The sequence below is a fragment of the Pseudomonas tohonis genome, from assembly GCF_012767755.2.
Classification (GTDB): domain Bacteria; phylum Pseudomonadota; class Gammaproteobacteria; order Pseudomonadales; family Pseudomonadaceae; genus Metapseudomonas; species Metapseudomonas tohonis.
Genome location: NZ_AP023189.1, coordinates 2,420,001 through 2,446,038, shown reverse-complemented (window position 1 = coordinate 2,446,038; position 26,038 = coordinate 2,420,001). Strand labels below are relative to the sequence as shown.

General features: G+C 66.1%; 24 protein-coding genes and 2 rRNA genes (1 of these 26 running past the window's edge). 12 read left to right on the top strand and 14 right to left on the bottom strand.

The window, feature by feature from the left end:
• The first annotated feature begins 187 nt into the window (after window positions 1-187).
• On the top strand, window positions 188-1,585 hold the full coding sequence (locus HSX14_RS11190) for an MATE family efflux transporter (protein WP_228723573.1): 1,398 nt from the start codon (window positions 188-190) through the stop codon (window positions 1,583-1,585).
• Window positions 1,586-1,742: 157 nt separating this feature from the next.
• Here the strand turns inward: HSX14_RS11190 and tusA are convergent, their stop codons facing one another.
• Both tusA and rlmM read right to left on the bottom strand, forming a co-directional pair.
• Window positions 1,743-1,982 carry a sulfurtransferase TusA gene (gene tusA / locus HSX14_RS11185; protein ID WP_021216828.1) on the bottom strand — a complete coding sequence of 80 codons (240 nt, stop codon included), beginning with the start codon at window positions 1,980-1,982 and terminating at the stop codon, window positions 1,743-1,745.
• A gap of 89 nt (window positions 1,983-2,071) precedes the next feature.
• Window positions 2,072-3,127, bottom strand: coding sequence for a 23S rRNA (cytidine(2498)-2'-O)-methyltransferase RlmM (gene rlmM, locus HSX14_RS11180; RefSeq protein ID WP_173180143.1), 1,056 nt, complete (start codon window positions 3,125-3,127; stop codon window positions 2,072-2,074).
• 215 nt (window positions 3,128-3,342) lie between these two features.
• Here rlmM and acnA point away from each other — a divergent pair, with 215 nt between their 5' ends.
• Window positions 3,343-6,084, top strand: a complete 2,742-nt coding sequence (gene acnA / locus HSX14_RS11175) for an aconitate hydratase AcnA (RefSeq protein WP_173180145.1) — start codon at window positions 3,343-3,345, stop codon at window positions 6,082-6,084.
• A 188-nt stretch (window positions 6,085-6,272) separates the two neighbouring features.
• Here acnA and HSX14_RS11170 read toward each other — a convergent pair whose 3' ends face one another.
• The gene (locus HSX14_RS11170; protein WP_173180147.1) at window positions 6,273-7,247 is read right to left on the bottom strand and encodes an alpha/beta fold hydrolase; all 975 of its coding nucleotides are present in this window, start codon (window positions 7,245-7,247) and stop codon (window positions 6,273-6,275) included.
• 94 nt (window positions 7,248-7,341) lie between these two features.
• On the bottom strand, window positions 7,342-8,172 hold the full coding sequence (locus tag HSX14_RS11165) for an undecaprenyl-diphosphate phosphatase (protein ID WP_173180149.1): 831 nt from the start codon (window positions 8,170-8,172) through the stop codon (window positions 7,342-7,344).
• A gap of 244 nt (window positions 8,173-8,416) precedes the next feature.
• On the opposite strand from HSX14_RS11165, the gene HSX14_RS11160 reads away from it, so the two are divergent.
• From HSX14_RS11160 to HSX14_RS11140, 5 genes are all read left to right on the top strand, one after another.
• Window positions 8,417-10,048 (top strand): methyl-accepting chemotaxis protein, encoded by a 1,632-nt coding sequence (locus HSX14_RS11160; RefSeq protein ID WP_173180151.1) that lies wholly within the window; start codon window positions 8,417-8,419, stop codon window positions 10,046-10,048.
• An 8-nt stretch (window positions 10,049-10,056) separates the two neighbouring features.
• Window positions 10,057-10,671 carry a hypothetical protein gene (locus HSX14_RS11155; RefSeq protein WP_173180152.1) on the top strand — a complete coding sequence of 205 codons (615 nt, stop codon included), beginning with the start codon at window positions 10,057-10,059 and terminating at the stop codon, window positions 10,669-10,671.
• Between the two features lie 100 nt (window positions 10,672-10,771).
• The gene (locus tag HSX14_RS11150) at window positions 10,772-11,311 is read left to right on the top strand and encodes a hypothetical protein (RefSeq protein WP_173180154.1); all 540 of its coding nucleotides are present in this window, start codon (window positions 10,772-10,774) and stop codon (window positions 11,309-11,311) included.
• Window positions 11,312-11,350: 39 nt separating this feature from the next.
• A complete protein-coding gene (pnuC, locus tag HSX14_RS11145; protein ID WP_173180156.1) occupies window positions 11,351-11,914 on the top strand; it encodes a nicotinamide riboside transporter PnuC in 564 nt (187 codons plus the stop codon).
• A complete protein-coding gene (locus HSX14_RS11140; RefSeq protein ID WP_173180158.1) occupies window positions 11,911-12,435 on the top strand; it encodes an AAA family ATPase in 525 nt (174 codons plus the stop codon). Before pnuC ends, HSX14_RS11140 begins: the two co-directional genes overlap by 4 nt.
• On the opposite strand, the gene HSX14_RS11135 is transcribed toward HSX14_RS11140, so the two are convergent.
• The 5 genes from HSX14_RS11135 to HSX14_RS11115 form a co-directional block, all read right to left on the bottom strand.
• Window positions 12,415-12,891, bottom strand: coding sequence for a DUF3429 domain-containing protein (locus HSX14_RS11135; RefSeq protein WP_173180160.1), 477 nt, complete (start codon window positions 12,889-12,891; stop codon window positions 12,415-12,417). The two genes, HSX14_RS11140 and HSX14_RS11135, sit on opposite strands and share 21 nt — an antisense overlap.
• A gap of 65 nt (window positions 12,892-12,956) precedes the next feature.
• On the bottom strand, window positions 12,957-14,276 hold the full coding sequence (locus HSX14_RS11130; protein ID WP_173180162.1) for a sensor histidine kinase: 1,320 nt from the start codon (window positions 14,274-14,276) through the stop codon (window positions 12,957-12,959).
• Window positions 14,273-14,941, bottom strand: a complete 669-nt coding sequence (locus HSX14_RS11125) for a response regulator transcription factor (protein WP_173180164.1) — start codon at window positions 14,939-14,941, stop codon at window positions 14,273-14,275. Before HSX14_RS11125 ends, HSX14_RS11130 begins: the two co-directional genes overlap by 4 nt.
• A complete protein-coding gene (locus tag HSX14_RS11120; protein ID WP_173180166.1) occupies window positions 14,941-15,255 on the bottom strand; it encodes a PepSY domain-containing protein in 315 nt (104 codons plus the stop codon). Before HSX14_RS11120 ends, HSX14_RS11125 begins: the two co-directional genes overlap by 1 nt.
• Window positions 15,255-15,563 (bottom strand): PepSY domain-containing protein, encoded by a 309-nt coding sequence (locus tag HSX14_RS11115; protein ID WP_021216815.1) that lies wholly within the window; start codon window positions 15,561-15,563, stop codon window positions 15,255-15,257. Before HSX14_RS11115 ends, HSX14_RS11120 begins: the two co-directional genes overlap by 1 nt.
• Before the next feature lie 224 nt (window positions 15,564-15,787).
• Here HSX14_RS11115 and HSX14_RS11110 point away from each other — a divergent pair, with 224 nt between their 5' ends.
• The 3 genes from HSX14_RS11110 to HSX14_RS11100 all read left to right on the top strand — a co-directional run bounded on the left by HSX14_RS11110 (window position 15,788) and on the right by HSX14_RS11100 (window position 18,077).
• Window positions 15,788-16,867: a patatin-like phospholipase domain-containing protein gene (locus tag HSX14_RS11110; protein ID WP_173180168.1), complete on the top strand. Its 1,080-nt coding sequence runs from the start codon at window positions 15,788-15,790 to the stop codon at window positions 16,865-16,867.
• 66 nt (window positions 16,868-16,933) lie between these two features.
• Complete coding sequence (locus HSX14_RS11105; protein ID WP_228723572.1) at window positions 16,934-17,860, top strand: hypothetical protein; 927 nt, start codon at window positions 16,934-16,936, stop codon at window positions 17,858-17,860.
• A complete protein-coding gene (locus HSX14_RS11100) occupies window positions 17,820-18,077 on the top strand; it encodes a DUF5329 family protein (RefSeq protein ID WP_230428045.1) in 258 nt (85 codons plus the stop codon). Before HSX14_RS11105 ends, HSX14_RS11100 begins: the two co-directional genes overlap by 41 nt.
• Window positions 18,078-18,080: 3 nt before the next feature.
• On the opposite strand, the gene HSX14_RS11095 is transcribed toward HSX14_RS11100, so the two are convergent.
• From HSX14_RS11095 to hmpA, 3 genes are read right to left on the bottom strand one after another with little or no spacing between them, the layout of a single operon-like run.
• A complete protein-coding gene (locus HSX14_RS11095; protein ID WP_173180172.1) occupies window positions 18,081-19,271 on the bottom strand; it encodes an NnrS family protein in 1,191 nt (396 codons plus the stop codon).
• Window positions 19,258-19,503, bottom strand: coding sequence for a transmembrane sensor/regulator PpyR (locus HSX14_RS11090; protein ID WP_173180174.1), 246 nt, complete (start codon window positions 19,501-19,503; stop codon window positions 19,258-19,260). Before HSX14_RS11090 ends, HSX14_RS11095 begins: the two co-directional genes overlap by 14 nt.
• A gap of 52 nt (window positions 19,504-19,555) precedes the next feature.
• Window positions 19,556-20,737, bottom strand: coding sequence for an NO-inducible flavohemoprotein (gene hmpA, locus HSX14_RS11085; RefSeq protein WP_173180176.1), 1,182 nt, complete (start codon window positions 20,735-20,737; stop codon window positions 19,556-19,558).
• A gap of 153 nt (window positions 20,738-20,890) precedes the next feature.
• Between hmpA and norR the strand changes: the two genes are divergently transcribed.
• Together norR and queD are read left to right on the top strand one after the other, a co-directional pair.
• The gene (gene norR / locus HSX14_RS11080) at window positions 20,891-22,444 is read left to right on the top strand and encodes a nitric oxide reductase transcriptional regulator NorR (protein ID WP_173180178.1); all 1,554 of its coding nucleotides are present in this window, start codon (window positions 20,891-20,893) and stop codon (window positions 22,442-22,444) included.
• A gap of 99 nt (window positions 22,445-22,543) precedes the next feature.
• Window positions 22,544-22,900 carry a 6-carboxytetrahydropterin synthase QueD gene (queD, locus tag HSX14_RS11075; RefSeq protein WP_043247051.1) on the top strand — a complete coding sequence of 119 codons (357 nt, stop codon included), beginning with the start codon at window positions 22,544-22,546 and terminating at the stop codon, window positions 22,898-22,900.
• 346 nt (window positions 22,901-23,246) lie between these two features.
• On the opposite strand, the gene rrf is transcribed toward queD, so the two are convergent.
• Both rrf and HSX14_RS11065 read right to left on the bottom strand, forming a co-directional pair.
• Window positions 23,247-23,362 (bottom strand): 5S ribosomal RNA (gene rrf / locus HSX14_RS11070).
• 131 nt (window positions 23,363-23,493) lie between these two features.
• Window positions 23,494-26,038: ribosomal RNA gene (locus HSX14_RS11065) — 23S ribosomal RNA — on the bottom strand (it continues 347 nt past the right edge of the window).

Genomic DNA, 26,038 nt, shown 5'->3' with positions numbered 1-26,038 from the left:
CGTCAAGGCGTAGACTACGCGGTCTTTCGCCTCCGCTGCCCTCTATCGCCGGCATTCCCCCTGCCACGGCCAGGCCAGCGCCCGTTGCGAGCCCATCGCAGCCAGGCATGCCCACCCCGTGGGCCACAAGCAATACGGACGCCACCGCCGTACCGGTGAACGCTTCACAGCCAGGGAAAGACCCCCCGTGACAATCCAGACTCGCCTCGACCGTATCCGTCGCGAATTGCGTGCCCTATTCACCCTCGCCCTGCCGATCATGATCGCCCAGCTCTCCCACTCGGCCATGGGTTTCGTCGACGCCGTGATGGCAGGCCGCGTCAGCCCGCGCGACCTGGCCGCCGTGGCCCTGGGCAACTCCATCTGGGTGCCGGTGTTCCTGTTGATGACCGGCACCCTCCTGGCCACCACCGCGAAAGTCGCCCAGCGCCATGGCGCCGGCCAGGACGCCGAGATCGGCCCGCTGGTGCGCCAGGCCTTGTGGCTGGCGGTGGTGGTCGGCATCGCCGGCGCCGGCCTGCTGCTGTTTGCCGAGCCCGTGCTGCAGTTGATGGGCGTGGAAGAAGACCTGGTGATCCCGAGCATGGGCTACCTCCACGGCATCGCCTTCGGCCTGCCGGCGGTGGCCCTCTACCAGGTGCTGCGCTGCTACAGCGACGGCCTCGGACGCACTCGCCCGAGCATGGTGCTGGGCATCTGCGGGCTGCTGCTGAACATCCCCCTGAACTACGTGCTGATCTATGGCCACCTGGGCTTCCCGGCCATGGGCGGCGTCGGCTGTGGCTGGGCCAGCGGCACCGTCATGTGGTTGATGTTCTTCGGCATGCTGGCCTGGGTGAACATCGCCAAGGTCTACAAGCCGAGCGGCCTGTTCACCCGCTTCGAGATACCGCGCTGGGCGGTGATCCGCCGCCTGCTGAGCGTGGGCCTGCCCATCGGCATCGCGATCTTCGCCGAGTCGAGCATCTTCGCGGTGATCGCCCTGCTCATCGGCGGCCTCGGCGCCAACGTGGTGGCCGGGCACCAGATCGCGCTGAACTTCAGTTCGCTGGTGTTCATGATCCCCTACTCCCTGGCGATGGCCGTGACCGTACGTGTCGGCCACTCCCTGGGCCGCGGCACCCCGCGTGACGCGCGCTTCTGCGCCGGCATGGGCATGGCCGTGGCGCTGACCTACGCCTGCCTCTCGGCCAGCCTGATGCTGCTGTTGCGCGAACAGATCGCCGCCATCTACACGCCGGATGCGCAGGTGATCGCCGTGGCCGCGTCGCTGATCGTGTTCGCCGCGCTGTTCCAGTTCTCCGATGCCATCCAGGTCACCGCCGCCGGCGCCCTGCGCGGCTACCAGGACACCCGGGTGACCATGGTCCTGACGCTGTTCTCCTACTGGGGCATCGGCCTGCCCGTCGGCTACCTGCTGGGGCTCACCGACTGGCTGGGCGAACCCACCGGCCCGCGCGGCCTGTGGCAGGGGCTGATCGTCGGCCTGACGGTGGCGGCGGTGATGCTGTCGTTCCGCGTCGCCCGTAGCGCACGCTCGCGCATCCGCATGGGCGAACGGCTGGGCGTGGCGGAGCCGGCCTGAGGTCCGGTGGCCCCCGCGAGGGTGACGGGGAACGGGCGCGCACCCAGGGCCCCGTCACCCTCCGCGCAGGCGGTGCTCCGCCCGACAACCGCACCGACATGCCCCCAGACAGCAAGAAGCCCGCATCAGGCGGGCTTCTTCGCATCCGGGGCGGGCCTCATTCGGCTTTCTTGCGGATCCAGTACAGGTAGGTACCGGCCTCTTCGCCCTGCTCCACCAGCTCGTGGCCGAGGAACATGCAGAACTTGGGGATATCCCGCCGGGTCGACGGGTCGGTGGCGATGACCTTGAGCAGGCCGCCGGACGGCAGGTCGCGCACCTTGTTGTGCAACATCATCACCGGCTCAGGGCAATTGAGGCCGGTGGCATCGAGAATGGCATCAGGCTGATCGGACATGGGGTACTCCAGGAACAGGTCGCCATTGTGGCGTAAAGCGCCGGGCGCGCCCAGCCCGGCCGATGCCCGGCACGGCCGGGCGTGGGGCCTCAGCGGTCCAGGCGACGCAGGTGGCAGGTCACTTCCTCGCGGTCGTGATAGAGCTGCTTGCAGGCGATGGACACCTTGATCCTGCGCTCGCGGAAGCTGTCTTCCAGGCGCTGCAGCAGGCGCTGTACCTCGGCGTAGCGCTGCTTCATCGGCAGCTTGAGGTTGACCACCGCCTCGCGGCACAGCCCCTCGCCTATCCAGGTCTCCAGCAGCGCGGCGTTGCGCGCCGGCTTCTCGACGATGTCGCAGACCATCCAGTCCACCGGCTGCTTCGGCTTGAAGGTGAAGCCGTCGACCATCAGGTGCTGCACGAGCCCGGTATCCATCAGGCTTTCGGCCATGGGGCCGTTGTCGATGGCGGTGACCAGCATGCCGCGACGCACCAGCTGGTAGGTCCAGCCACCGGGGGATGCGCCGAGGTCGACGCCCGTCATGTCCTCGGAGAGCCGTGTTTCCCACTGCTCGCGGGGGATGAAGGTGTGCCAGGCCTCCTCCAGCTTCAGCGTGGAGCGGCTCGGCGCCTCGCGGGGGAACTTCAGGCGCGGGATGCCCATGGGCCAGAGCGCGGAGTTGTCCGCCTCGGCGACGCCGGCGAAGACCTCGCGTCCGCTGCGGAAGGTCAGCAGCAGGCGCGGCCTGCTCGGGTCATCCACCAGGCGCCCGGCCTTCTCCAGCGCCTTGCGCAGGGGCGCCTCGAACTTCTTGCAGAAATTCGACAGCTCCTTGCCTTCGTTGGTGTCCAGCACCTCCAGCCACAGGCTGCCGCACACCGGGTAGTCGGCCAGATGCGCCAGCAGCACGCTGATGCGATCGGTCTCCGGCAGCGCCAGGAAGCTGCCGCGGGCCCACTGGCGCGGGAAGATCAGGCGCGAGAAACGCTGCCCGCGCATCAGGCGCTCGGCGCCGTCGGCATCCTGGCAGATGAACTCGGCACAGGCACTGTTGGCCTTGCCCTTGGCGTAGCCGGGCACGTCCAGTCGGGCGGCCAGGTCGGATATCTCGGCGCACACCTCGCCCTCGAAACCGGGGCGGCAGTGCAGGAACAGGCTATTCATCGGGGTGTCTCCTTGGCCGCGCACTATAGAGCCGAAGCGCCCGATTTCACACAGTGGTCGATGGAAAAATCCTACGCCAATAGTGATGAGACAGAAGGAACCCTCACACGGAAGCAGGGGTCCAGAACATGGCGGGACCCGCCAAGTAGAGCTAGCTTTCCAGGGTTCCGCCCCCTGTATCGGCCCATGCCGTATGGGCCCAAAGGAGATGCCAAATGCCTTCCTTGGATAGCCTGAACAGCCGCCGCACCCTCGAGGTGGACGGCAAGACCTATCACTACTTCAGCCTGCCAGAGGCCGCCAAGAGCCTCGGCAGCATCGACAAGCTGCCCCTGTCCCTGAAAGTGCTGCTGGAGAACCTGCTGCGCTGGGAGGACAACGAGACCGTCGGCCGCGAGGACCTCCAAGCCCTGGTGGCCTGGCAGAAGACCCGCAGCTCCGAGCGCGAGATCCAGTACCGCCCGGCACGGGTACTGATGCAGGACTTCACCGGCGTGCCCGCCGTGGTCGACCTGGCCGCCATGCGCGACGCCGTGGCCAGGGCCGGCGGCGACCCTCAGAAGATCAACCCGCTTTCGCCGGTGGACCTGGTGATCGACCACTCGGTGATGGTCGACCGCTTCGCCAGCCCCGAGGCCTTCGAGCAGAACGTCGAGATCGAGATGGAGCGCAACGGCGAGCGCTACGCCTTCCTGCGCTGGGGCCAGAACGCCTTCGACAACTTCAGCGTGGTGCCGCCGGGCACCGGCATCTGCCACCAGGTCAACCTGGAGTACCTGGGCCGCACCGTCTGGACCCGCGACGAGGACGGCAGGACCTACGCCTTCCCCGACACCCTGGTGGGCACCGACTCCCACACCACCATGATCAACGGCCTCGGCGTGCTCGGCTGGGGCGTGGGCGGCATCGAGGCGGAAGCGGCCATGCTCGGCCAGCCGGTGTCGATGCTGATTCCCGAGGTGATCGGCTTCAAGCTGAGCGGCAAGCTCAAGGAAGGCATCACCGCCACCGACCTGGTGCTCACCGTCACCCAGATGCTGCGCAAGAAGGGCGTGGTGGGGAAATTCGTCGAGTTCTACGGCGACGGCCTGGCCGACCTGCCCCTGGCCGACCGCGCCACCATCGCCAACATGGCACCGGAATACGGCGCCACCTGCGGCTTCTTCCCGGTGGACGAGATCACCCTCGGCTACCTGCGCCTCTCCGGCCGCCCGGAATCCACGGTCAAGCTGGTGGAGGCCTACTGCAAGGCCCAGGGCCTGTGGCGCAGCGCCGGCGACGAACCGGTGTTCACCGACAGCCTGTCCCTGGACATGGGCACGGTCGAAGCCAGCCTGGCCGGGCCCAAGCGCCCGCAGGACCGGGTGCCGCTGACCCAGGTGGCCAGCACCTTCGACGACCTCATCGCCCTGCAGCTCAAGCCCAGCGCCAAGGAGGACGGCCGCCTGCTCAGCGAGGGCGGCGGTGGCACCGCCGTGGGCGGCAGCGTGCAGAGCGGCGTGATGGACTACGAATACGAGGGCCGCACCCATCGCCTCGGCGACGGCGCCGTGGTGATCGCCGCCATCACCTCCTGCACCAACACCTCCAACCCCAGCGTGATGATGGCCGCCGGCCTGGTGGCGAAGAAGGCCGTGGAGAAGGGCCTGACGCGCAAGCCCTGGGTGAAGAGCTCCCTGGCGCCCGGCTCCAAGGTGGTGACCGAGTACTTCGCCGCCGCCGGGCTGACGAAGTACCTCGACGAACTGGGCTTCGACCTGGTGGGCTACGGCTGCACCACCTGCATCGGCAACTCCGGTCCGCTGCTGGAGCCCATCGAGAAGGCCATCCAGCAGGGCGACCTGACCGTGGCCTCGGTGCTCTCCGGCAACCGCAACTTCGAAGGCCGCGTGCACCCGCTGGTAAAGACCAACTGGCTGGCCTCCCCGCCGCTGGTGGTCGCCTACGCCCTGGCCGGCAGCGTGCGCGTGGACATCAGCCGCGAACCGCTGGGCGAAGGCAAGGACGGCCAGCCGGTGTACCTGAAGGACATCTGGCCGAGCCAGCAGGAGATCGCCGAGGCCATCGCCAAGGTCGACACCGCGATGTTCCGCAAGGAGTACGCCGAAGTCTTCGCCGGCGACGACAAGTGGCGCGCCATCCAGGTGCCCGAATCGGACACCTATGCCTGGCAGGCCGACTCCACCTACATCCAGCACCCGCCCTTCTTCGCCGATATCGCCGGCGCGCCGCCCCGGGTGGAAGATGTGCACCGGGCCCGGGTGCTCGCCCTGCTGGGGGATTCGGTGACCACCGACCACATCTCCCCGGCCGGCAACATCAAGGCCGACAGCCCCGCCGGGCGCTACCTGAGGGAAAACGGCGTGGAGCCCCAGGACTTCAACTCCTACGGCTCGCGACGCGGCAACCACGAGGTGATGATGCGCGGCACCTTCGCCAACATCCGCATCCGCAACGAGATGCTCGGCGGCGAGGAAGGCGGCAACACGCTGCACGTGCCCAGCGGCGAGAAGCTGGCCATCTATGACGCCGCCATGCGCTACCAGGCCGAAGGCACGCCGCTGGTGATCTTCGCCGGGAAGGAGTACGGCACCGGTTCCTCCCGCGACTGGGCGGCCAAGGGCACCAACCTGCTAGGGGTCAAGGCGGTGATCGCCGAGAGCTTCGAGCGCATCCACCGCTCCAACCTGGTGGGCATGGGCGTGCTGCCGCTGCAGTTCAAGGACGGCACCGACCGCAAGAGCCTGGGCCTGACCGGCAAGGAGACGATCGGCATCCACGGTCTCAGCGGCGTGGAACTGCGCCCACGCATGCCACTGACCCTGGAGATCACCCGCGAGGACGCCTCGCTCGAGAAGGTCGAGGTGCTCTGCCGCATCGACACCCTCAACGAGGTCGAGTACTTCAAGGCCGGCGGCATCCTCCACTACGTGCTGCGCCAGTTGCTGGCCGGCTGACCTGGGAGTCCTGTAGGGGCGCATTCAAGGGCGGGCGAAGGAATTCGCCCCTACAGCCTCCTCAATCCTGCAGGGGCGACACCAGTCGCCCCAAGACCGCTCCCACCTGTGGGAGCGGTTTCAACCGCGATGGGCTCGGTGCCGAAGAATCGCGAACGAATTCGCTCCCACCCATCCCACCCTGCAGATCAGTTGCCATTCGGATAGTGCCGCGCCAGGAAGCCCAGCAGATGGGCGTTCACCTCGCGCGGCTTTTCGTTCTGCAGCCAGTGCCCGCACCCGGCGATCACGTGCTGCTCCAGGCCGGGCACGCTGCGCGGCATGGCCTTGATGCCGTAAGCCTCCAGGGTGCCGACCGGGTCCTTGTCGCCGATCAGGAACAGGGCGGGCTGCAGCACCTGCCTGCCCTGCAGCGGCTCGGTGCGCTGCCAGTTGCGCTCGAAGTTGCGGTACCAGTTGAGCGCACCGTGGAAGCCGCGCCCCTCGAAGGTCTTCAGGTACTCGGCGAAGGCCGCCTCGTCGCACCAGGCCGGCAGTTGGCCGGGGTCCTGCATGCCGTCGAACAGGGTCGAGCCGGCGGGCTTGTCCTGGAGGAAGAAGTCCCGGGGCACGGCGGCGGAGCTGTTGTGCATCATCATCCGCAGGGTGCGCGGGATGTCGGCATCCAGCTCGCGCTCGGCGACGCCCGGCTCCTGGAAATAGAGGATGTAGTTGAAGCGCCCGGCGAAGTGCTGGCGCATCGCCTCGGTCGCCGGTTGCTTCGGGCGGCCGCCGAAAGGCACCGCCATGCCGACCACCGCCTTGACCCGCAACGGCTCCAGCAACGCCAGGTGCCAGGCCACCGGAGCGCCCCAGTCATGGCCGATGACGCAGGCCTCATGCTGGCCGAGGGCGTCCATGGCGGCCTGGATATCGCCGCAGAGGGTGATCAGGTCGTAGGCTGCGGGATCGCTCGGAGCGCTGCTGCTGCCGTAGCCGCGCATCTCCGGCACCAGCACGCGGTAGCCGGCGGCCAGCAGTGGCTCGATCTGGTTGCGCCAGGAATGCCAGCACTCGGGAAACCCATGCAGCAGCCAGAGTGGCCGCCCATCCTCGGGGCCCGCGCAATACAGCCCCAGGCGGATGCCGTTGACCTCCAGCAGGCGATGTTCGAGCGCGCTCATGGGCTTTCCTCAATCGTTGCGGTGCAGGCGCCCACTATGACAAAGGCACGCCCGGGGGCGTGCCTTTATCGATGCCGCGAATGCCCGGGACTCATCAGCCCTGGGCGGTGGCCCAGTCGATCAGCCCGAACTGCCAGGTGGCGAGGATCAACAGGCCGAAGCCGATGCGGTACCAGGCGAAGGCCGCGTAGCTGTGGTTGCCGATGAACTTGAGGAGCGCGCGCACGGCGATCATCGCGAAGATGAAGGAGACCACGAAGCCCAGGGCGAACACCGGCAGGTCGGAGGGCTGGAACAGGTGGCGGTACTTGTAGCCCGAGTACACCGCCGCGCCGACCATGGTGGGCATGGCGAGGAAGAAGGAGAACTCGGTGGCTGCCTTGCGCGACAGGCCGAACAGCAGCCCGCCGATGATGGTGGCGCCGGACCGCGAGGTGCCGGGCACCAGCGCCAGGCACTGGGCGAGACCCACCTTGAGTGCCTGCTTCCAAGTCATGTCGTCCACCGTCTCGGCCTGGATCAGGTGATCGCGACGCTCGGCCCAGAGCATGATCACCCCGCCGATGACCAGCGCCGTGGCCACGGTGATGGGGTTGAACAGGTAGTGGTGGATCAGGTCGGCGAAGGCCACGCCCAGGATCACCGCCGGGAAGAAGGCCACCAGCAGGTTGCCGGTGAAGCGCTGGGCGCTGCGCTCGCGGGGCAGGCCCACCACCACGTCGAAGATCTTGCGCCGGTATTCCCAGACCACGGCGAGGATGGCGCCGAGCTGGATGATGATGTTGAACGCCTGGAAGCGCTCACCACCGAAGCCGATCAGGTCCGCGACGATGATCTGGTGGCCGGTGCTGGAGATCGGCAGGAACTCCGTGATGCCTTCGACTACGCCCAGAATCAGGGCCTGGAAGGCCGTCCAAAAATCCATTGGTTCTCCCCAAGGCTCGCCCGATGGCGGCCTGCTCGAAAAGGTGTGTGGTGTGGCCCGGACGGGTACCGTGCGCGGCTGAGACCAGCCACGGGAACGCGGGTTCCCGGCCGACGATCTGCATCAGGTTTGCCGGCCGAATGCCGAAATGCTATCAGACATGCTGTGGATTCGCGCGTGACAACGAGCGCGCAGGAGCGCGAAATCCGGCCGCAGAACAATAACGAGTCAGGAGCCCCCGACCATGAACCTTCGCAGTCTGCCCATCAGCCGCCGTCTCTGGCTGATCCTCGTCGTCGCGGTGTCGATGCTGGTGGTTCTCGGGATGCTGATGCTCCAGCAGATCCACAGCGACCTGCTGCATGGCAAGGAACTCAAGACCCAGCACGTGGTGCAGACCGCCGCCGGCGTGCTGCAGCACTTCCAGGCCCAGGAAGCGGCCGGCACCCTGCCCCGCGAAGAAGCGCAGAAGCAGGCCATGCAGGCCATCCGCGCGCTGCGCTATGACAAGACCGACTACTTCTGGATCAACGACCTGACCCCGCGCATGGTCATGCACCCGACCAACCCGAAGCTGGAGGGGCAGGACCTCTCCGGCTACAAGGACCCGGATGGCAAGCCGCTGTTCAACGACATGGTGGCCGTGGCCCGCGGCAAGGGCGCGGGCTTCGTCGACTACCGCTGGCCGAAGCCGGGCGCCAGCGACCCGGTGCCCAAGGTGTCCTACGTGCAACTGTTCCAGCCCTGGGGCTGGGTGATCGGCTCGGGCATCTACATCGATGACATGCAGGAGGAATTCTGGTCCCAGGCCCTGCGCGCCTCCTTCATCGGCCTGGTGATCGCCCTGATCATGGCGGTGCTGGTGGTGGTGATCGCCCGCAGCATCACCCGCCCGCTGCAGGACGTGGTGGCGGCCATGGCCAACATCGCCAGCGGCGAAGGTGACCTGACCAGCTCGCTGGATGGCCAGGGTCGCGACGAGATCACCGCGCTTTCCGGGCACTTCAACGCCTTCACCAGCAAGCTGCGCGGGGTCATCCGCCAATCCCTGGACGCTGCCGGCGCGCTGGACCAGGCCGCCGGCTCCCTGGGCGGCATCGCCAGCAACGGCCAGCGCCACAGCGAGCAGCAATCCCAGCAGATGGAGCTGGTGGCCACCGCCATCAACGAGGTCACCTACGGCGTACAGGACGTGGCGAAGAACGCCGAGCACGCCGCCAGCGAAGTGCGCACCGCCGAAGACCAGGCGCGCCTCGGCCAGAGCAACATCGACGCCAGCCTGCGGCAGATCGGCCAGCTCTCCGACACCATCGCCCAGGCCGTGGAGGTGATCCGCTCGCTGGCCGAGGAAAGCTCGCAGATCGGCACCGTCCTGGAAGTGATCCGCTCCATCGCCGAGCAGACCAACCTGCTGGCGCTCAACGCCGCCATCGAGGCCGCCCGCGCCGGCGAGCAGGGCCGCGGCTTCGCCGTGGTCGCCGACGAGGTGCGCCTGCTGGCCCAGCGCACGCAGAAATCCACCGCCGAGATCCACGGCATGATCGAGCGCCTGCAAGGCAACTCCGAAGCGGCGGTGAAGGTGATCAACGAAAGCAGCCGCGCCTCGCAGCTGACCGTGGAGCAGGCCAGCCAGGCCGGCGAGAGCCTCGGGCAGATCGCCCAGTCGTTGCGCAACCTCACCGGGCTCAACGCCTCCATCGCCAGTGCCACCCTGCAGCAGTCCCACGTGGTGGAGGACATCAACCAGAATGTGACCCAGGCAGCCAGCTTGGCCCATGACAATGCGATGGCTTCAGAGCAGACTAGCGCCGCCAGCCAGCAGCTCAGCCAACTGGCCGAGCAGTTGAACCGCTTGCTGAGACAATTCCGCGTTTGAGGACCGGCATGGGCAACATGGAACACCAGGAGGTCGACCTCGGCCAGCAGCAGAACCAGGACCTGATCTGGGACCTGGACAGCATCGCCCGTCGCGAGCTGGCCGAGCGTTTCATCCGTCTGTTCGAGAACCGCCTGTGCGTGTACTCCGAGTCCACGCGCCAGCTGTACACCAACTACAGCCTGCACTTCCCCGCCGACCTCGGGCGCAAGATGGTGGTGCTACCCAACCCCTACGCCTTCCACGACACCCTGCACGGGATCGAGGCCGCCGCGGTGCTCAAGACCGGCCTCTTCGTGCTGCCCGGCGTGGTCCTCGGCAAGCCGGGGTTGCTGCTCAGCACGCGCATCGAGGAAGGCGGCCCGAAGCCCAAGACCATGCCCTTCAAGCCGGCACTGGCGCAGATCATCAGCAACCAGCGCAAGCGCGGCGACGTCTTCCTGCCGATCCTGATGAAGGGTGACCTGCGCGAGTTCGACCAGCAGATGCCCTACATCCACCTACACCGCCTGCAGGTGCACAAGCTGCCACGCCTCTCCACCTTCGAGCGCGACGACATCCAGCAGAGCATCACCCGCAAGCTGCTGATGCTCTACCGCCAGGCCGACAGCCTGGTCTGCTGAGGCTTGTCCCGGATGCCCGGCGAACCGGGCAGCACGGACAAGACCGGGCGCCCTCCTCCTGGCTAGAGTCGGATCACGACCCGCCAAGGATTCCGTTGCCATGCCCTGGTACCTCGAAGCCCCGCTGAGCATCATCGCCGGCCTGCTCCTGGCCAACTTCATCGAATGGTTCTTCCACAAGTACGTGCTCCACGGCCTGGGCCGGGTGCGCGGGCGCTTCTGGAGCTTCCATTTCCACGAACACCACGGCAACGCCCGCCGCCACGCCTTCCGCGACCCCTGCTACGAGCGCTTCCCGCTGGGCTGGCACGCCCAGGGCAAGGAAGCCTGGGCGCTGCTGCTGGCGAGCCTGGCCGCCAGCCCGCTGTGGCTGGTGGCGCCCTGGTTCACCGCGACCCTCTGGTACGGCGCGGCGAACTACTACCGCACCCACCGCCGCTCCCACGAGGACCCGGACTGGGCACGCCGCCACCTGCCCTGGCACTACGACCACCACATGGGGCCCAATCCCCACGCCAACTGGTGCGTGACGCGGCCCTGGTTCGACCACCTGCTGGGCACCCGCGAGCCGTACCTGGGCACCGAGCGCGAGCGCCAGGACCGGCAACGCCTGGCGGCCAGGGCGCCCGGGGCCGGCTGAAGCCGCTACAATCGGCGGCTCTTTTCACGAGGGTCGCCCGTGTCGCCACTTGAACTCTTCGCCGCCGCGCTCGGCGTGCTCGCCGTCTGGCTCACCACCCGGCAGAACCGCTGGTGCTGGCCCATCGGCCTGGCCATGGTGCTGATCTACGCCTGGATCTTCTTCGAGGTGAAGCTCTACTCCGACATGCTGCTGCAGGTGGTCTACGCCGTGCTGCAGCTCTACGGCTGGTGGCAGTGGACCCGGGGCGGCGAGCGCCACGAGGGCCGCGAGGTGACGCGCCTGGTACGCAGCGGGCTGCTGCTGGGCCTGGCGCTGGGCACCGCCGGCAGCCTGAGCCTGGGCTACCTGATGGCCACCCACACCGACGCCGCCGCGCCCTGGCTGGACGCCGCCCTCACCGCCTTCAGCCTGGTGGCCCAGGTGTGGATGGCGCAGAAGCGCCTGGAATGCTGGGCACTGTGGATAGTGGTGGACGTGATCTTCGTCGGCCTGTTCCTCAGCAAGGCGCTGTACCTGACCGCCGCGCTCTACGCGCTGTTCACCCTGCTGGCCGTGCACGGCTGGCGGCAGTGGCGGCAACCGCAGGCGAGCCCGGCATGAAGGTGGTGGTGCTGGCGGGGCCCGAATCCAGCGGCAAGAGCTGGCTGGCCGGCGAGATCGCGACGCGCTTCGGCGGCCAGGTGGTGGGGGAGTACGTGCGCGAGTTCATCGACGAGCAGCAGCGCGACACCTGCTACGCCGACATCCCTCTGATCGCCCGTGGGCAATTGCAGCGCGAGGACGCGGCGCGGGCCGAGCGGCCGGCGCTGCTGGTGCTGGATACCCACCTGCTGAGCAACATCCTGTGGAGCCGCACGCTGTTCGGCGACTGCCCGGCCTGGTTGGAGACGGCCCTGGCCGAACGCCGCTACGACCTGCACCTGCTGCTGAGCCCGGAAGGCGTGCCCTGGGTGGGCGATGGGCAGCGCTGCCAGCCGGCGCTGGCCGAGCGGTTGGCGTTCTTCCACGCCAGCGAGGCGTGGCTGAAGGTACAGGGGCAGCGCTACGTGGTGGTGGCGGGGAATTGGGCCGAGCGCCGCGAGGCAGCGCTGGCCACGGTGTCAGCCTGGCTGGCCGAATAGCAGGCCGCCCCAGGCCACCAGCAGGCTGGTGACGACGCCGATGGTCAGAGGCCGGCGCAGGGCCGGGTACCAGCCCGGTGCAAGGCCCAGGCGCACGGCACGCAGGTCGGCCAGGTAAAGGCCGATGAAAGCCGGGATGAACACGGCCACCGCCAGGCCGGTGGGCAGCCCGGCGGCGATGGCGACCCAGCCGAACAATGCGGGAATCACCGAAAGGCCCAGTTGCAGGCGCGCGCGGGTGTCCTCCTGGCCGGCGCGCATGGCCAGCCCCCAGTGAATGGCGCCCATGAACGCGAGGATGACGGCGGCGTAGTCCAGCAACGCCGCCAGTACCAGGGGGCGCCAACCGATCGGGGTCAGCCAGATACCGAGTGCACCGGTGACGAAGGGCACCAGCCCGGCGTAGCCGAGCAGCCGGGCCAGGTGCGGCGGATGGGGAGCATCGAATGCATGCATGGGGCGGGTCCTAGTTGGGTTGCCTTCAGACTAGACAGGCCTGATACCAACCGCACTGTGCGCCGTCAACGGCGAGGCACGGGCAGGTCGATGCGCACCCGCAGGCCGCCGAGGGGGCTGCTGTCCAGGCTGAGGCGGCCGCCCCAGGCGTCGACGATGTCCCGCACGATGCCCAGGCCCAGGCCATGGCCGGCAACCTGCTCGTCCAGCCGCGAGCCCCGGTCGAGCACCGTCTCGCGCTGCTCCTCGGCGATGCCGGGGCCGTCGTCGTCGACGCTCAGGCGATAACCGCCGGCCTGCAGGGAGATGGACAGCAGCACCTGGGTTTCCGCCCACTTGCAGGCGTTGTCCAGCAGGTTGCCCAACAGCTCCAGCAGGTCCTCGCGATCCCAGGGCAGGCGCAGGCCGGGGGCGACATCCCAGTCCAGGTCGAGCCCGCTGTCATGGATCATCGACAGGGTGTTGAACAGCCCCGGCAACTCCGCATCGCAATCGAAATGCGCCCCTGGCAAGGCTTCGCCGGCCAGGCGCGCGCGGCCCAGCTCGCGAGCCAGGCGCTGCTGGATCTGCTCCAGTTGCTCGGCCAGGGCGGCGCGCAGCTCCGGGTGCTCACGCAGCTCGTCGCGGGACTCCAGGCTGACCAGCACCGCCAGGGGCGTCTTCAGTGCGTGGCCGAGGTTGCCCAGGGCATTGCGCGAGCGGCGCAGGGTGTCTTCGGTATGGGCCAGCAGGTGGTTGATCTGGCCCACCAGCGGCTCCAGTTCCAGGGGCACGCGGGCATCCAGCTCGCTGCGCTGGCCCTGCTGCAGCTGGGCGATCTGCCGACGCACCCGTTCCAGCGGGCGCAGCGCACGGCGCACCGTGTAGCGCTGCAGGGCGAGCACCAGCAGGAGTGCGGCGACACCCAGGGCGACGCCGGTCCACTGCACGCGGCGGAAGCTGTCCAGTACCGGCGTGTAGTCCTGGGCCACGGCAATGCTCACCTGGCGGCCGAAGCGGCGGTAGTCGCCCCGGTAGGTGAGCAACTGCTGGTCGTTGGGCCCGGGCAGCAGCTCGGCGGTCAGGCCCGGGCGCTCGGGCATGGCGAACTCGGCGTCCCACAGGGAGCGGGAGCGCCAGGGGGTGTCATCGATACGGATCAGGAAATAGCGCCCCGAATAGGGCTGCTGATGCGCCGGGTTGAGCTTCTGCTCGTCCAGCTGGATGCCCTTCGGGCCGCGCACCAGGGCGGCCAGCAGGCTTTCCGCCTCGCTGCGCAGGTTGCCCTCGAGGTGGCGGCGCAGGCCGTCATCGAACAGCCACAGGCTCACCTGGGCGAGCAAGAGCCCGACCACCAGCAACAGGGTCACCAGGCCGATGCTGAGCTGCCGCTGGATGGACCTCACTCGGTGGCACCGGTGAAGCGGTAGCCCTGGCCACGGCGGGTCTCGATCACGCTGCGCCCGAGCTTACGCCGCAGGTGGTTGACGTGAACCTCGATGACGTTGGAGTCGCGCTCGGTCTCCCCGTCATAGAGGTGCTCGGCCAGGTGGCTCTTGGACAGCAGCTGGCCCGGGTGGAGCATGAAGTAGCGCAGGAGGCGGAACTCGGCGGCGGTCAGGTCCACTTCCTCCCCGCCACGGGTGACGCATTGGCGGCCTTCGTCCAGCTGCAGGCCAGCCGCTTCGAGGTGTGGCTGGTTGGCCAGGCCCCGGGCGCGGCGCAGCAGCGACTGGATGCGCAGGGCCAGTTCCTCCGGGTGGAAGGGTTTGGTCAGGTAGTCGTCGGCACCGGCCTTGAGGCCCTCGATGCGCTCGGCCCAGGAATCCCTCGCGGTGAGGATCAGCACAGGCGTCGCCAGCCCGCCCGCCCGCCATTCGCGCAGCACGTCGAGGCCCGGGCGACCGGGCAGGCCGAGGTCCAGCACGATCAGGTCATAGGGTTCGCTGGCGCCCTGGTGGGCGGCATCGCGGCCGTCGGCCAGCCAGTCCACGGCGTAGCCCTGGCGGCCGAGCCCGGCCAGCAGCTCGTCCGCCAGAGGCACATGATCCTCAACCAGCAGCAGGCGCATCAGTCATCCTCCTCGTCCTTCAGGATGCGCCCGTCGCGGGCGTCCAGTTCCAGCTCCCGCACCACGCCTTCGGTGGTCAGCAGTTCGACTTCGTAGACATAGACATCGTCTTCCTCTTCCAGCTCCGCCTCCAGCAGGCGAGCCCCGGGGTACAACCCCAGGGCCCGGTGCAGCAGTTGTTCGAGGGGCATGATCACCCCTTCCTCGCGGAGCTTCAGGGCTTCGTCCTGGTCCAGGTCACGGGCCACCGCCTCGAGGGCGAAGACCGCCAGGACCAGGGCGAGGATGCCGCTGTAGCGCATGATCAGTCGCATCAGTCGTCCTGGTGATCCTTGAGTATCTGGCCATTGGTGGCGTCCAGCTCCAGGTCCCACTGCACGCCCTGGGGATCACGCAGTTCGACCTGGTAGATGTAGCGGCCGTATTCCTCTTCCAGCTCGGTCTCGTTGACGGTGGAGCCGGGGTGCTTGGCGATGGCGGCGGCGTTGAGCTTCTCGAACGACTGGATGGTGCCGGCGTCACGCAGCTTCAGGGCTTCGTCCGGGCCGAGGTCACGGGCCTGGGCGATACCGGCGGTGGCAGCGAGGGTGGCGACGGCGAACAGGGCAGTGAGTTTTTTCATGGTGCATCTCCTTGTGGGGGATATCTGTCTTGGATGGGTACACCTTAGCGAAGGCCAATTAACTCAAGCTGAATTTCCGGCCGCTCCGGTCGGTGCCATCGATACCCCGGGTCCCGCCAATCACTCCCCGGCCTCGACATGGATGCATCATTCACAGGATGAAGGCGCTTGGACTGGCGGCGCGGGCCACTATAATCGCTGCCTCGCTTTTTTCGGAGGCCCCCATGAGCGCCATCCACATCAAGTCGCCCGCCCTCACCCTGCGCGCCGGCAGCCGTGCCCTGGCACGCATCCGCGAGCGCGGCCTGCAGCCGGCCGACGTGAAGATCCTCCCCGGCGCCGCCGGCGGCCCCAAGGCGCTGGGCATCCAGGGCCTGGACCTGGCGCTGTTCGGCGACTGGCTGCCCCGCGCGCCCCAGGAGCGCTCGCTGATCGGCGCCTCCATCGGCTCCTGGCGCTTCGCCAGCGCCTGCCTGCCGGACGCCGCCAAGGGCATCAGCCGCCTGGGCGAGCTGTACACCGCGCAACGCTTCCCCAAGGGCGTGACCATGGCCGAGGTCAGCCGCCTCTGCGCGCAGATGCTCGACCACTTGCTGGAAGGCCAGGACGCCCATGTGCTGAGCAACCCGCACTATCGCCTCAACGTGGTGGTGGTGAAGAGCCATGGCCTGCTCGCCCATGACCGCCGTGGTGCGCTGGGGCTCGGCCTGGGCTCGGTGATCGGCTCCAACCTGCTGGGGCGCCCGCGCCTGGCCCGGCACTTCGAGCGGGTGATCCTGCATGACAGCCGCCTGGCCCCGCCCCTGGCCGCGCTGGAAGACTTCCCCTCGCGCTGCCTGGCCCTGGACGCCGGCAACCTCCGCCACGCCCTGCTGGCCTCCGGTTCCATCCCCATGGTGATGGAAGGCGTGCGCGACATCCCGGGCGCCGGCCCCGGCACCTACCGCGACGGCGGCCTGCTCGACTACCACCTCGACCTGCCCTACAGCGGCGACGGCGTGGTGCTCTACCCGCACTTCACCGACAAGGTGATCCCCGGCTGGTTCGACAAGGGCCTGCCCTGGCGACGTGGCGATGCAGTGCGCCTGCAGGACGTGCTGCTGCTCGCCCCCTCGCGGGAGTACCTGGCCACCCTGCCCCACGGCAAGCTGCCGGACCGCAAGGACTTCACCCGCTACCTGGGTGACGACGCCGGCCGCGAGCGCTACTGGCGCAAGGCGATGAGCGAGAGCCAGCGCCTCGGTGACGAATTCCTCGAATTGGTGGATGGCGGCCGCCTGGCCGAACGCCTGCAGCCGCTCTGATCGGCCCGATTGCCGCGCGGCCTGCCTCGGGGTAGGCTGCCGCGCGACGATTCAGGGAGAGAACCGATGAAGCTCGCCGTCGCCATCATCCATGGCATTGGCAACCAGCAGGACCTGCGCGACGACGACGGCCAGCACAGCTTCGCCCAGGGCCTGATCCGCGGCTTGCGCAAGCGCCTGGGCAGCGACGCCGAGCAGATCGCCTTCCAGAGCCTCTACTGGGCCAGCGTGCTGGACAAGCGCGAGCAGGCCTACCTGGACCGCCTGGAGCGCGAACCGGTTACCTGGCGCAGGTTGCGCGAGGCGGTGACGCTGTTCCTCGGCGACGCCAGCGGCTACCGCAAGGTCAGCCAGGCCTACGACACCACCTATGAAGAAGTGCACCAGTGCCTGCGCAACGGCCTCAACGCCCTGCGCGCCCGGGTCGGCCCGAATACGCCGCTGGTGGTGCTCGCGCACTCCCTGGGCGGGCACATCTTCTCCAACTTCGTCTGGGACCAGCAGAAACTCAACGACACCCCGAGCTGCCCGCGCGACCCCTTCATCGCGCTGGAGACCCTCGCCGGGCTGGTCACCTTCGGCTGCAACATCCCGCTGTTCACCTTCGCCTACGACCCCGTCCAGCCCATCCGCTTCCCCGGCCACTGCCTGGAGGAGCGGGTGCGCGAACAGGCGCGCTGGCTGAACGTCTACGCCCCGGCGGACCCACTCGGCTACCCGCTGCGGCCCCTGCAGAACTACACCGCCGTCGTGCAGGAGGACCGGGCCATGCCGGTCGGCCCCTGGTACAAGCGGCACACCCCCCTGAGCCATATGGAGTATTGGGAAGATGCGCGTTTTCACCGTTACCTGGCAGGCCATCTGCGCCAGTTGCTTGTTGCTTGCGATGAACCCGAGCCAGGCGGCGCCGGACGCACGCAGCCAGCAGGAGATCCTGGGGCTGCTGAGGTTCGTGGCGTCGAGTGGCTGCCTGTTCATCCGCAACGGCAGTGAGTACCCGGCGACCGAAGCCCGCGATCACCTGCAGAAGAAGCTCGACTACCTGGAGAAGAAGGGCCTGGTCGATTCCAGCGAGGACTTCATCGCCCGCGCCGCCACCGAGAGCAGCATGAGCGGCAAGCCCTACAAGGTGCGCTGCAACGGCCAGGAACAGCTCTCCGCGGAATGGCTGAAGGCCGAGCTGGCGCGCCTGCGCTCCGCCCGGCCCTGAACCTCAACCAGGCTGGCCGTCGACCCGCGCATGGCAGAACATCGGCGCGTAGTGCCCGAGGAACAGCGCAAAGGCGCCCAGCCAGCAGACGCCCGCCAGGGGTAGCGCCACGCTGGGCAGCAGCCCCGGCAGGAACACCCGCGCCAGCGCTCCGCAGTTGACCAGTGCGAAGGCGATGCCCATCGTCTTCGGCGGCGACAGCGGCCGGCCCGTGTGGCCCAGGCTGACGCGGGCCAGCATCGCCAGGATCAACCCGCCCATCGCCCCGACCGCCAGCGCATGCAACGGCAGGCTCGGGTTGCCCGTGAGCCCCAGGTGCCAGAGCGCCTGGCCGAGGGGCGCCACCACCAGCCAGGCGAAAGCCAGGTGCAAAGACCAGAGCAGCGGCACGCGCCAGATGCCCGCGTCGTACCAGCGCGCCAGGCGAACGGCGTTGCCCAGGGCCAGGCAGGCGAATGGCAACGCGATCCAGGCTCTGGCTTCCAGGGCAACGCCCGATGCGGTCAGCACCGCCACCAGCAACGCGCAACCGAGGGTGGCGCGGTCCAGCCAGGGCACGGCCTTCACCTGCTGGGTACGCCCCAGCCCGCGCTGGGTGAAGAAGGGAATCACCCGCCCGCCGATCAGGCCCATCAGTGCCGCGATCAACCACATCGCCGCGAGCACGCCCTGGCGTTGCATACCCTCCTCGCCCCGTGCCAGGCCGGCCAGCACCAGGGCATCGGCACTGCCGAGCAGGAGCAGCACGGCCACCACGGGATAGTTGTTGCGCTGGCGCACCTGCCAGAGGCTGCGGCCGATGACGAAGGCTAGCAGCGGCAGGAAGGCGACCTGCAGGGGAATCAGCACGAGCAGCGGTGCCTTCAGCAACCAGGCCAGGCGCGCGGCGAGCCAGAGGGCTGCGAGCCACATCAACGGGCGCCCGGAGAGCCCGGCCCTGCCCGTCCAGTTCTGCACGGCAGTGAGCAGGAAGCCGGCGATGATGGCGATGCCGAAGCCGAAAGGCATTTCGTGACGATGCCAGGCCAGCCAGCCACCAGCCGGTTGCCAGGCGCCGAGGTGGCCGGTCAGCGCCACGATCCAGAACGCCATGGCGATCAGCGCGAAGAGCCCGCCAGCCAGGAAGAAGGGGCGGAAGCCAAGGCGCCAGAGCGGCGCGATGGCCAGTTCCCGTTTACGGTCACGCAACTGCATGGAGCGCCTCCTTGCGCAGCTGGTATTGGGCGGTGAGGCGCATGACATAGCCGAGCTTCAGCAGGGTCGGCCCGAAGATGACCATACCGTGGAAGGCGATCAGCGGCAGCAGCCCGAAGAACTGGTCGAGCAGATAGCCGCAGAGGATGCCGACCAGCAGCATGACCAGGCCAATCCAGAGCACCTGGTTGGCGAAGCGCAGAAGAGCATCGGGGGAGTTGAAGAAGGTCATGGTGGTTTCCTCGTTCAAGGCCCGGCGCCTCGTGAGCGCCGGGCGGGGTCGATCAGCTGTCCAGGGCGCTGGCAGGGCCGAAGAACTCGTAGTGGCATTGCCCGTCGGGTACGCCCAGGGTCTTCAGGTGCTTCTTCACCTGGGCCATGAAGGGCTTGGGCCCGAGGAAGTAGGCGTCCAGGTCGCGCTCGGCGGGTAGCCAGCCCGACAGGCGCTCGAGGGTGAGGAAGCCGGTGGCGTCGGCACGATCGCTTTGGGACGGCTCGCTGTAGCAGACGAAGTGACGGAAGTTCTGGCGCTGGGCGGCGATGTTCTCCACCCAGTCACGGAAGGCGTGGACCGCGCCGTTGCGCGCGCAGTGGATGAAGTGGATCGGCCGATCGCTGTGTTGCGCCACTTCGAGCATGGCCAGCGCAGGGGTGATACCGACGCCGGCGGTGATCAGCACCAGGGGCTTCCTCCCGGGGCGCAGGATGAAGTCGCCGGCCGGCGCGAACAGTTCGATACGGTCGCCTTCGCCGACGCGATCGTGGAGGAAGTTGGAAACCTTGCCGCCTGGCTCGCGTTTGACACTGATGCGGTAGGAGCGGCCGTTGGCGGCTGCGGAGAGGGAGTAGTTGCGGCGTGCCTCCTCGCCATCGATGTCCAGGCGCAGGCCGATGAACTGGCCGGGGGCGAAGTCAAGCACCGCGCCGCCATCTTCAGGCACCAGGTGGAAGGAGGTGATCTCCTCGCTTTCCGCGACCTTGCGCTCGACGATGAAGCCACGTGCGCCGCGCCAGCCGCCGGGGGCCTCGGCACTGGCGGCGTAGACCTCCTCTTCCGAGCCGATCAGCAGGCCAGCCAGCAGCTCATAGGCCTGGGCCCAGGCGTCGATGACCTCGTCCGTTGCGATGTCCTCGCCCAGGACCTCGCGGATGGAGCGCAGCAGGCAGTCCCCCACGATCGGGTAGTGCTCGGGAAGGATCTGCAAGGCGACGTGCTTGGCGACGATGCGGCTGACCAGCGGGCCCAGGACCTCGAGCTGGTCGATGTGGCGGGCGTACATCAGCACGCCGTTGGCGAGGGCGCGGGCCTGGTCGCCGCTGGCCTGGTGGGCCTGGTTGAACAGCGGGCGGACCTGCGGGTACTCGGTGAGCATCATCTTGTAGAAATGGGTGGTCAGGGCTTCGCCGCCCGTCTCCAGCAGGGGGACGGTGGACTTGACGATGGCACGCACTTGGCTGGACAGCATGGTTGGACTCCGTTTTCTAGGTGGCCTGGATCTCGTCCTGGGTATTTCATTTCTCGTGCCACATTTTTATTTCTTATAAATCAGTAACTTATTAGTTAAAGAGTTTTTCTGACTACAATCCTATCCGAGTCAATCCGACATCAAGAAGTCAATATGACAACTCCCTCTTTGCTGCAGACGCTCATCCCGCTGGTCACTGACCTGTCCCGCGATCTACCGGAGCCGGAGCGCTATCGCCGCCTTCTCGGCGCGCTGCGGGATCTGCTGCCATGCGACGCGACCGCGCTGCTGCGACTGGAAGGCGAGCAACTGGTACCCCTTGCGGTGGACGGCTTGAGCGCGGACACCTTGGGGCGGCGCTTCAAGGTCAGCGAGCACCCACGCCTACGGGCACTCCTGGAGAATCGCGGACCGACGCGCTTCCCTGCCGACTGCGATCTGCCCGACCCGTATGACGGCCTGGTGGATGGGCATCTTGAGCACCTGGAAGTGCACGACTGCCTGGGCTGCCCGCTGTTCCTCGATGATCGCCCCTGGGGCCTGCTGACGCTGGACGCGCTGAACCCGGCGCGCTTCTCCAGCGAGGACCTGCAGACCCTGGAGAACTTCGCCGTACTGGCGGCGGCGACGGTGAAGGCCGCCGAGCGCATGCATGGCCTGGAGCGCCTGGCGGCGGATGAACAGCAGCGTGCGGAGGTCTATCGCCAGGCCGCCGGGCAGGCGCGGCCGCAGGAAATGATCGGCCAGAGTGCCGCACACAAGGCGCTGGTGGAAGAGATCGCCGTGGTCGGTGGCAGCGAGCTGACGGTGCTGATCAGCGGTGAGACGGGCGTTGGCAAGGAGCTGGTGGCCCAGGCGATCCATGCCAGGTCTCCTCGCAGCAACCAACCACTCATCAGCCTCAACTGCGCGGCACTGCCGGATACCCTGGTGGAGAGCGAGCTGTTCGGCCATGTGCGTGGCGCCTTCTCCGGCGCCGTGGGTGACAGGCGTGGCAAGTTCGAGCTGGCCGATGGCGGCAGCCTGTTCCTGGATGAAGTGGGCGAGCTGCCTCTGGCGATCCAGGCCAAGCTGCTGCGGGTATTGCAGAGCGGCCAGTTGCAACGGGTGGGATCGGATCGGGAGCATCGGGTCAATGTTCGGGTGATCGCCGCCACCAACCGGGACCTGGCCGAGGAGGTGCGCCATGGCCGCTTCCGCGCCGACCTCTATCACCGTCTCAGCGTCTATCCCATGCGCGTGCCGCCATTGCGCGATCGGGGCCGCGATGTACTGCTGCTTGCGGGCTATTTCCTCGAGAACAACCGTGCCCAGCTGGGGCTGCGCAGCCTGAGGCTGAGCCAGGATGCGCAAGCCGCCCTCCTCGGCTACGACTGGCCCGGGAACGTGCGTGAGCTGGAACACCTGATCGGACGGGCCGGGCTCAAGGCAAGGGTGGCGCAGCCGGATAGGCCAAGGATCCTGACCCTGACGGCGGCAGACCTGGCTTTACCGCGAGCAGGGGCCCACGTTCAGGCGGATGAGGCGATCGAGGAAGAGCAGCCAGTCTCGATCGGCGATCTGCGTACGGCAGTGGATCATTATCAACAGCGCCTGGTGACCGCGGCACTGGAACGCAATGAGGGCAACTGGGCGGCAGCGGCCAGGGAGCTGGGGCTGGATCGCGCCAACCTGCTGCGACTGGCCAAACGCCTGGGCATCAAGTGACAGGGCGGCTCGTCCGGTCAGCGGTAAAGGGCGGGGGGAACTGATAAACTCCCGCCCCTTCCAGGCCGGTACCGGGCCGTCATCTTCAGAGCGTCATTCGTGGAACTGTTCAAGGAATTCATCTTCGAGGCGGCTCACCGCCTCCCCCATGTCCCCGCCGGCCACAAGTGCGGGCGACTGCACGGCCACTCCTTCCGCGTCGCCATCTACATCGAAGGCGAAGTCGATCCCTATACCGGCTGGATACGCGATTTCTCGGAGATCAAGGCGATCTTCAAGCCGCTCTATGAGCAGCTCGATCACAACTACCTGAACGACATCCCTGGGTTGGAGAACCCCACCAGCGAAGTGCTCGCCAAGTGGATCTGGCAACAGCTCAAGCCGCTGCTTCCGGAGCTCTCCCGGGTGCGCATCCATGAGACCTGCACCAGTGGCTGCGAGTATCGGGGCGACTGACTCTTCTGCTGCATAAATGCAAAAGGCCACCCGAGGGTGGCCTTTTTGTTGCGCGCAGTTCCTGTCGATCACACTGGCTATACAGCCTGGACGTAGCCCGGACTTCAGTTCGGGGGCTGCTCCAAGGTTAACCATGTGGGTCCATTGAAATAGCAGCCCTACGGTCTGCCTGGCGACTGAAGTCGCCCCTACAGCCCGCCCTGGCGAGCCGTTGCCGGTGCACCTGGCTGGATCAAGGGTTGTTCCAAGCCAGCGCCGCAGACACCTCACATCGCCCGGCCTATTTTTCTTAGGCGCAAAGTCAAACCCCCGACCTTCTTGCGAAGATCGGGGGTTTGGTATAGGTGCTTGACGATGACCTACTCTCACATGGAGAAACTCCACACTACCATCGGCGATGCATCGTTTCACTACTGAGTTCGGGATGGGATCAGGTGGTTCCAACGCTCTATGGTCGTCAAGCAATTCGGTTGGGGTATCGTCTAGGACGCGACCCCGAATGGGTATGTGATAAGGCTTTGCAAGTTCTGGCCAATTTTCGGCTAAGTCGACTTCACCTTATAACAACAATCGTCAGATTGTTTGGGTGTTATATGGTCAAGCCTCACGGGCAATTAGTATTGGTTAGCTCAACGCCTCACAGCGCTTACACACCCAACCTATCAACGTCGTAGTCTTCGACGGCCCTTTAGGGGATTCAAGATCCCAGTGAGATCTCATCTTGAGGCGAGTTTCCCGCTTAGATGCTTTCAGCGGTTATCTCTTCCGAACGTAGCTACCCGGCAATGCCACTGGCGTGACAACCGGAACACCAGAGGTTCGTCCACTCCGGTCCTCTCGTACTAGGAGCAGCCCCTCTCAAATCTCAAACGTCCACGGCAGATAGGGACCGAACTGTCTCACGACGTTCTAAACCCAGCTCGCGTACCACTTTAAATGGCGAACAGCCATACCCTTGGGACCGGCTTCAGCCCCAGGATGTGATGAGCCGACATCGAGGTGCCAAACACCGCCGTCGATATGAACTCTTGGGCGGTATCAGCCTGTTATCCCCGGAGTACCTTTTATCCGTTGAGCGATGGCCCTTCCATACAGAACCACCGGATCACTAAGACCTACTTTCGTACCTGCTCGACGTGTCTGTCTCGCAGTCAAGCGCGCTTTTGCCTTTATACTCTACGACCGATTTCCGACCGGTCTGAGCGCACCTTCGTACTCCTCCGTTACTCTTTAGGAGGAGACCGCCCCAGTCAAACTGCCCACCATACACTGTCCTCGATCCGGATGACGGACCAGAGTTAGAACCTCAAGCATGCCAGGGTGGTATTTCAAGGATGGCTCCACGCAGACTGGCGTCCACGCTTCAAAGCCTCCCACCTATCCTACACAAGCAGGCTCAAAGTCCAGTGCAAAGCTACAGTAAAGGTTCACGGGGTCTTTCCGTCTAGCCGCGGATACACTGCATCTTCACAGCGATTTCAATTTCACTGAGTCTCGGGTGGAGACAGCGCCGCCATCGTTACGCCATTCGTGCAGGTCGGAACTTACCCGACAAGGAATTTCGCTACCTTAGGACCGTTATAGTTACGGCCGCCGTTTACCGGGGCTTCGATCAAGAGCTTCGCTTGCGCTAACCCCATCAATTAACCTTCCGGCACCGGGCAGGCGTCACACCCTATACGTCCACTTTCGTGTTTGCAGAGTGCTGTGTTTTTAATAAACAGTCGCAGCGGCCTGGTATCTTCGACCGGCATGGGCTTACGGAGCAAGTCCTTCACCCTCACCGGCGCACCTTCTCCCGAAGTTACGGTGCCATTTTGCCTAGTTCCTTCACCCGAGTTCTCTCAAGCGCCTTGGTATTCTCTACCCAACCACCTGTGTCGGTTTGGGGTACGGTTCCTAGTTACCTGAAGCTTAGAAGCTTTTCCTGGAAGCATGGCATCAACCACTTCATCGTCTAAAAGACGACTCGTCATCAGCTCTCAGCATTAAGCGCCCGGATTTACCTAAGCACTCTGCCTACCACCTTAAACTTGGACAACCAACGCCAAGCTGGCCTAGCCTTCTCCGTCCCTCCATCGCAGTAACTAGAAGTACAGGAATATTAACCTGTTTCCCATCGACTACGCTCTTCAGCCTCGCCTTAGGGACCGACTAACCCTGCGTCGATTAACGTTGCGCAGGAACCCTTGGTCTTTCGGCGTGCGAGTTTTTCACTCGCATTGTCGTTACTCATGTCAGCATTCGCACTTCTGATACCTCCAGCAAGCTTCTCAACTCACCTTCACAGGCTTACAGAACGCTCCTCTACCGCATCACTTACGTGATACCCGTAGCTTCGGTGTATGGTTTGAGCCCCGTTACATCTTCCGCGCAGGCCGACTCGACTAGTGAGCTATTACGCTTTCTTTAAAGGGTGGCTGCTTCTAAGCCAACCTCCTAGCTGTCTAAGCCTTCCCACATCGTTTCCCACTTAACCATAACTTTGGGACCTTAGCTGACGGTCTGGGTTGTTTCCCTTTTCACGACGGACGTTAGCACCCGCCGTGTGTCTCCCATGCTCGGCACTTGTAGGTATTCGGAGTTTGCATCGGTTTGGTAAGTCGGGATGACCCCCTAGCCGAAACAGTGCTCTACCCCCTACAGTGATACATGAGGCGCTACCTAAATAGCTTTCGAGGAGAACCAGCTATCTCCGAGCTTGATTAGCCTTTCACTCCGATCCACAGGTCATCCGCTAACTTTTCAACGGTAGTCGGTTCGGTCCTCCAGTCAGTGTTACCTAACCTTCAACCTGCCCATGGATAGATCGCCCGGTTTCGGGTCTATTCCCAGCGACTAGACGCCCTATTAAGACTCGCTTTCGCTACGCCTCCCCTATTCGGTTAAGCTCGCCACTGAAAATAAGTCGCTGACCCATTATACAAAAGGTACGCAGTCACCCAACAAAGTGGGCTCCCACTGCTTGTACGCATACGGTTTCAGGTTCTATTTCACTCCCCTCTCCGGGGTTCTTTTCGCCTTTCCCTCACGGTACTGGTTCACTATCGGTCAGTCAGTAGTATTTAGCCTTGGAGGATGGTCCCCCCATATTCAGACAAAGTTTCTCGTGCTCCGTCCTACTCGATTTCACTTCTA

Coding starts and splice junctions, on each gene's coding strand:
- tusA (WP_021216828.1), bottom strand. CDS start 1,982: ATGTCCGATCAGCCTGATGCCATTCTCGATGCCACCGGCCTCAATTGC.
- HSX14_RS11170 (WP_173180147.1), bottom strand. CDS start 7,247: ATGAGCGCGCTCGAACATCGCCTGCTGGAGGTCAACGGCATCCGCCTG.
- norR (WP_173180178.1), top strand. CDS start 20,891: ATGACAACTCCCTCTTTGCTGCAGACGCTCATCCCGCTGGTCACTGAC.
- HSX14_RS11105 (WP_228723572.1), top strand. CDS start 16,934: ATGAAGCTCGCCGTCGCCATCATCCATGGCATTGGCAACCAGCAGGAC.
- HSX14_RS11150 (WP_173180154.1), top strand. CDS start 10,772: ATGCCCTGGTACCTCGAAGCCCCGCTGAGCATCATCGCCGGCCTGCTC.
- rlmM (WP_173180143.1), bottom strand. CDS start 3,127: ATGAATAGCCTGTTCCTGCACTGCCGCCCCGGTTTCGAGGGCGAGGTG.
- HSX14_RS11135 (WP_173180160.1), bottom strand. CDS start 12,891: ATGCATGCATTCGATGCTCCCCATCCGCCGCACCTGGCCCGGCTGCTC.
- HSX14_RS11120 (WP_173180166.1), bottom strand. CDS start 15,255: ATGCGACTGATCATGCGCTACAGCGGCATCCTCGCCCTGGTCCTGGCG.
- HSX14_RS11160 (WP_173180151.1), top strand. CDS start 8,417: ATGAACCTTCGCAGTCTGCCCATCAGCCGCCGTCTCTGGCTGATCCTC.
- hmpA (WP_173180176.1), bottom strand. CDS start 20,737: ATGCTGTCCAGCCAAGTGCGTGCCATCGTCAAGTCCACCGTCCCCCTG.
- HSX14_RS11165 (WP_173180149.1), bottom strand. CDS start 8,172: ATGGATTTTTGGACGGCCTTCCAGGCCCTGATTCTGGGCGTAGTCGAA.
- HSX14_RS11125 (WP_173180164.1), bottom strand. CDS start 14,941: ATGCGCCTGCTGCTGGTTGAGGATCATGTGCCTCTGGCGGACGAGCTG.
- HSX14_RS11115 (WP_021216815.1), bottom strand. CDS start 15,563: ATGAAAAAACTCACTGCCCTGTTCGCCGTCGCCACCCTCGCTGCCACC.
- HSX14_RS11090 (WP_173180174.1), bottom strand. CDS start 19,503: ATGACCTTCTTCAACTCCCCCGATGCTCTTCTGCGCTTCGCCAACCAG.
- HSX14_RS11095 (WP_173180172.1), bottom strand. CDS start 19,271: ATGCAGTTGCGTGACCGTAAACGGGAACTGGCCATCGCGCCGCTCTGG.
- acnA (WP_173180145.1), top strand. CDS start 3,343: ATGCCTTCCTTGGATAGCCTGAACAGCCGCCGCACCCTCGAGGTGGAC.
- HSX14_RS11140 (WP_173180158.1), top strand. CDS start 11,911: ATGAAGGTGGTGGTGCTGGCGGGGCCCGAATCCAGCGGCAAGAGCTGG.
- HSX14_RS11155 (WP_173180152.1), top strand. CDS start 10,057: ATGGGCAACATGGAACACCAGGAGGTCGACCTCGGCCAGCAGCAGAAC.
- HSX14_RS11110 (WP_173180168.1), top strand. CDS start 15,788: ATGAGCGCCATCCACATCAAGTCGCCCGCCCTCACCCTGCGCGCCGGC.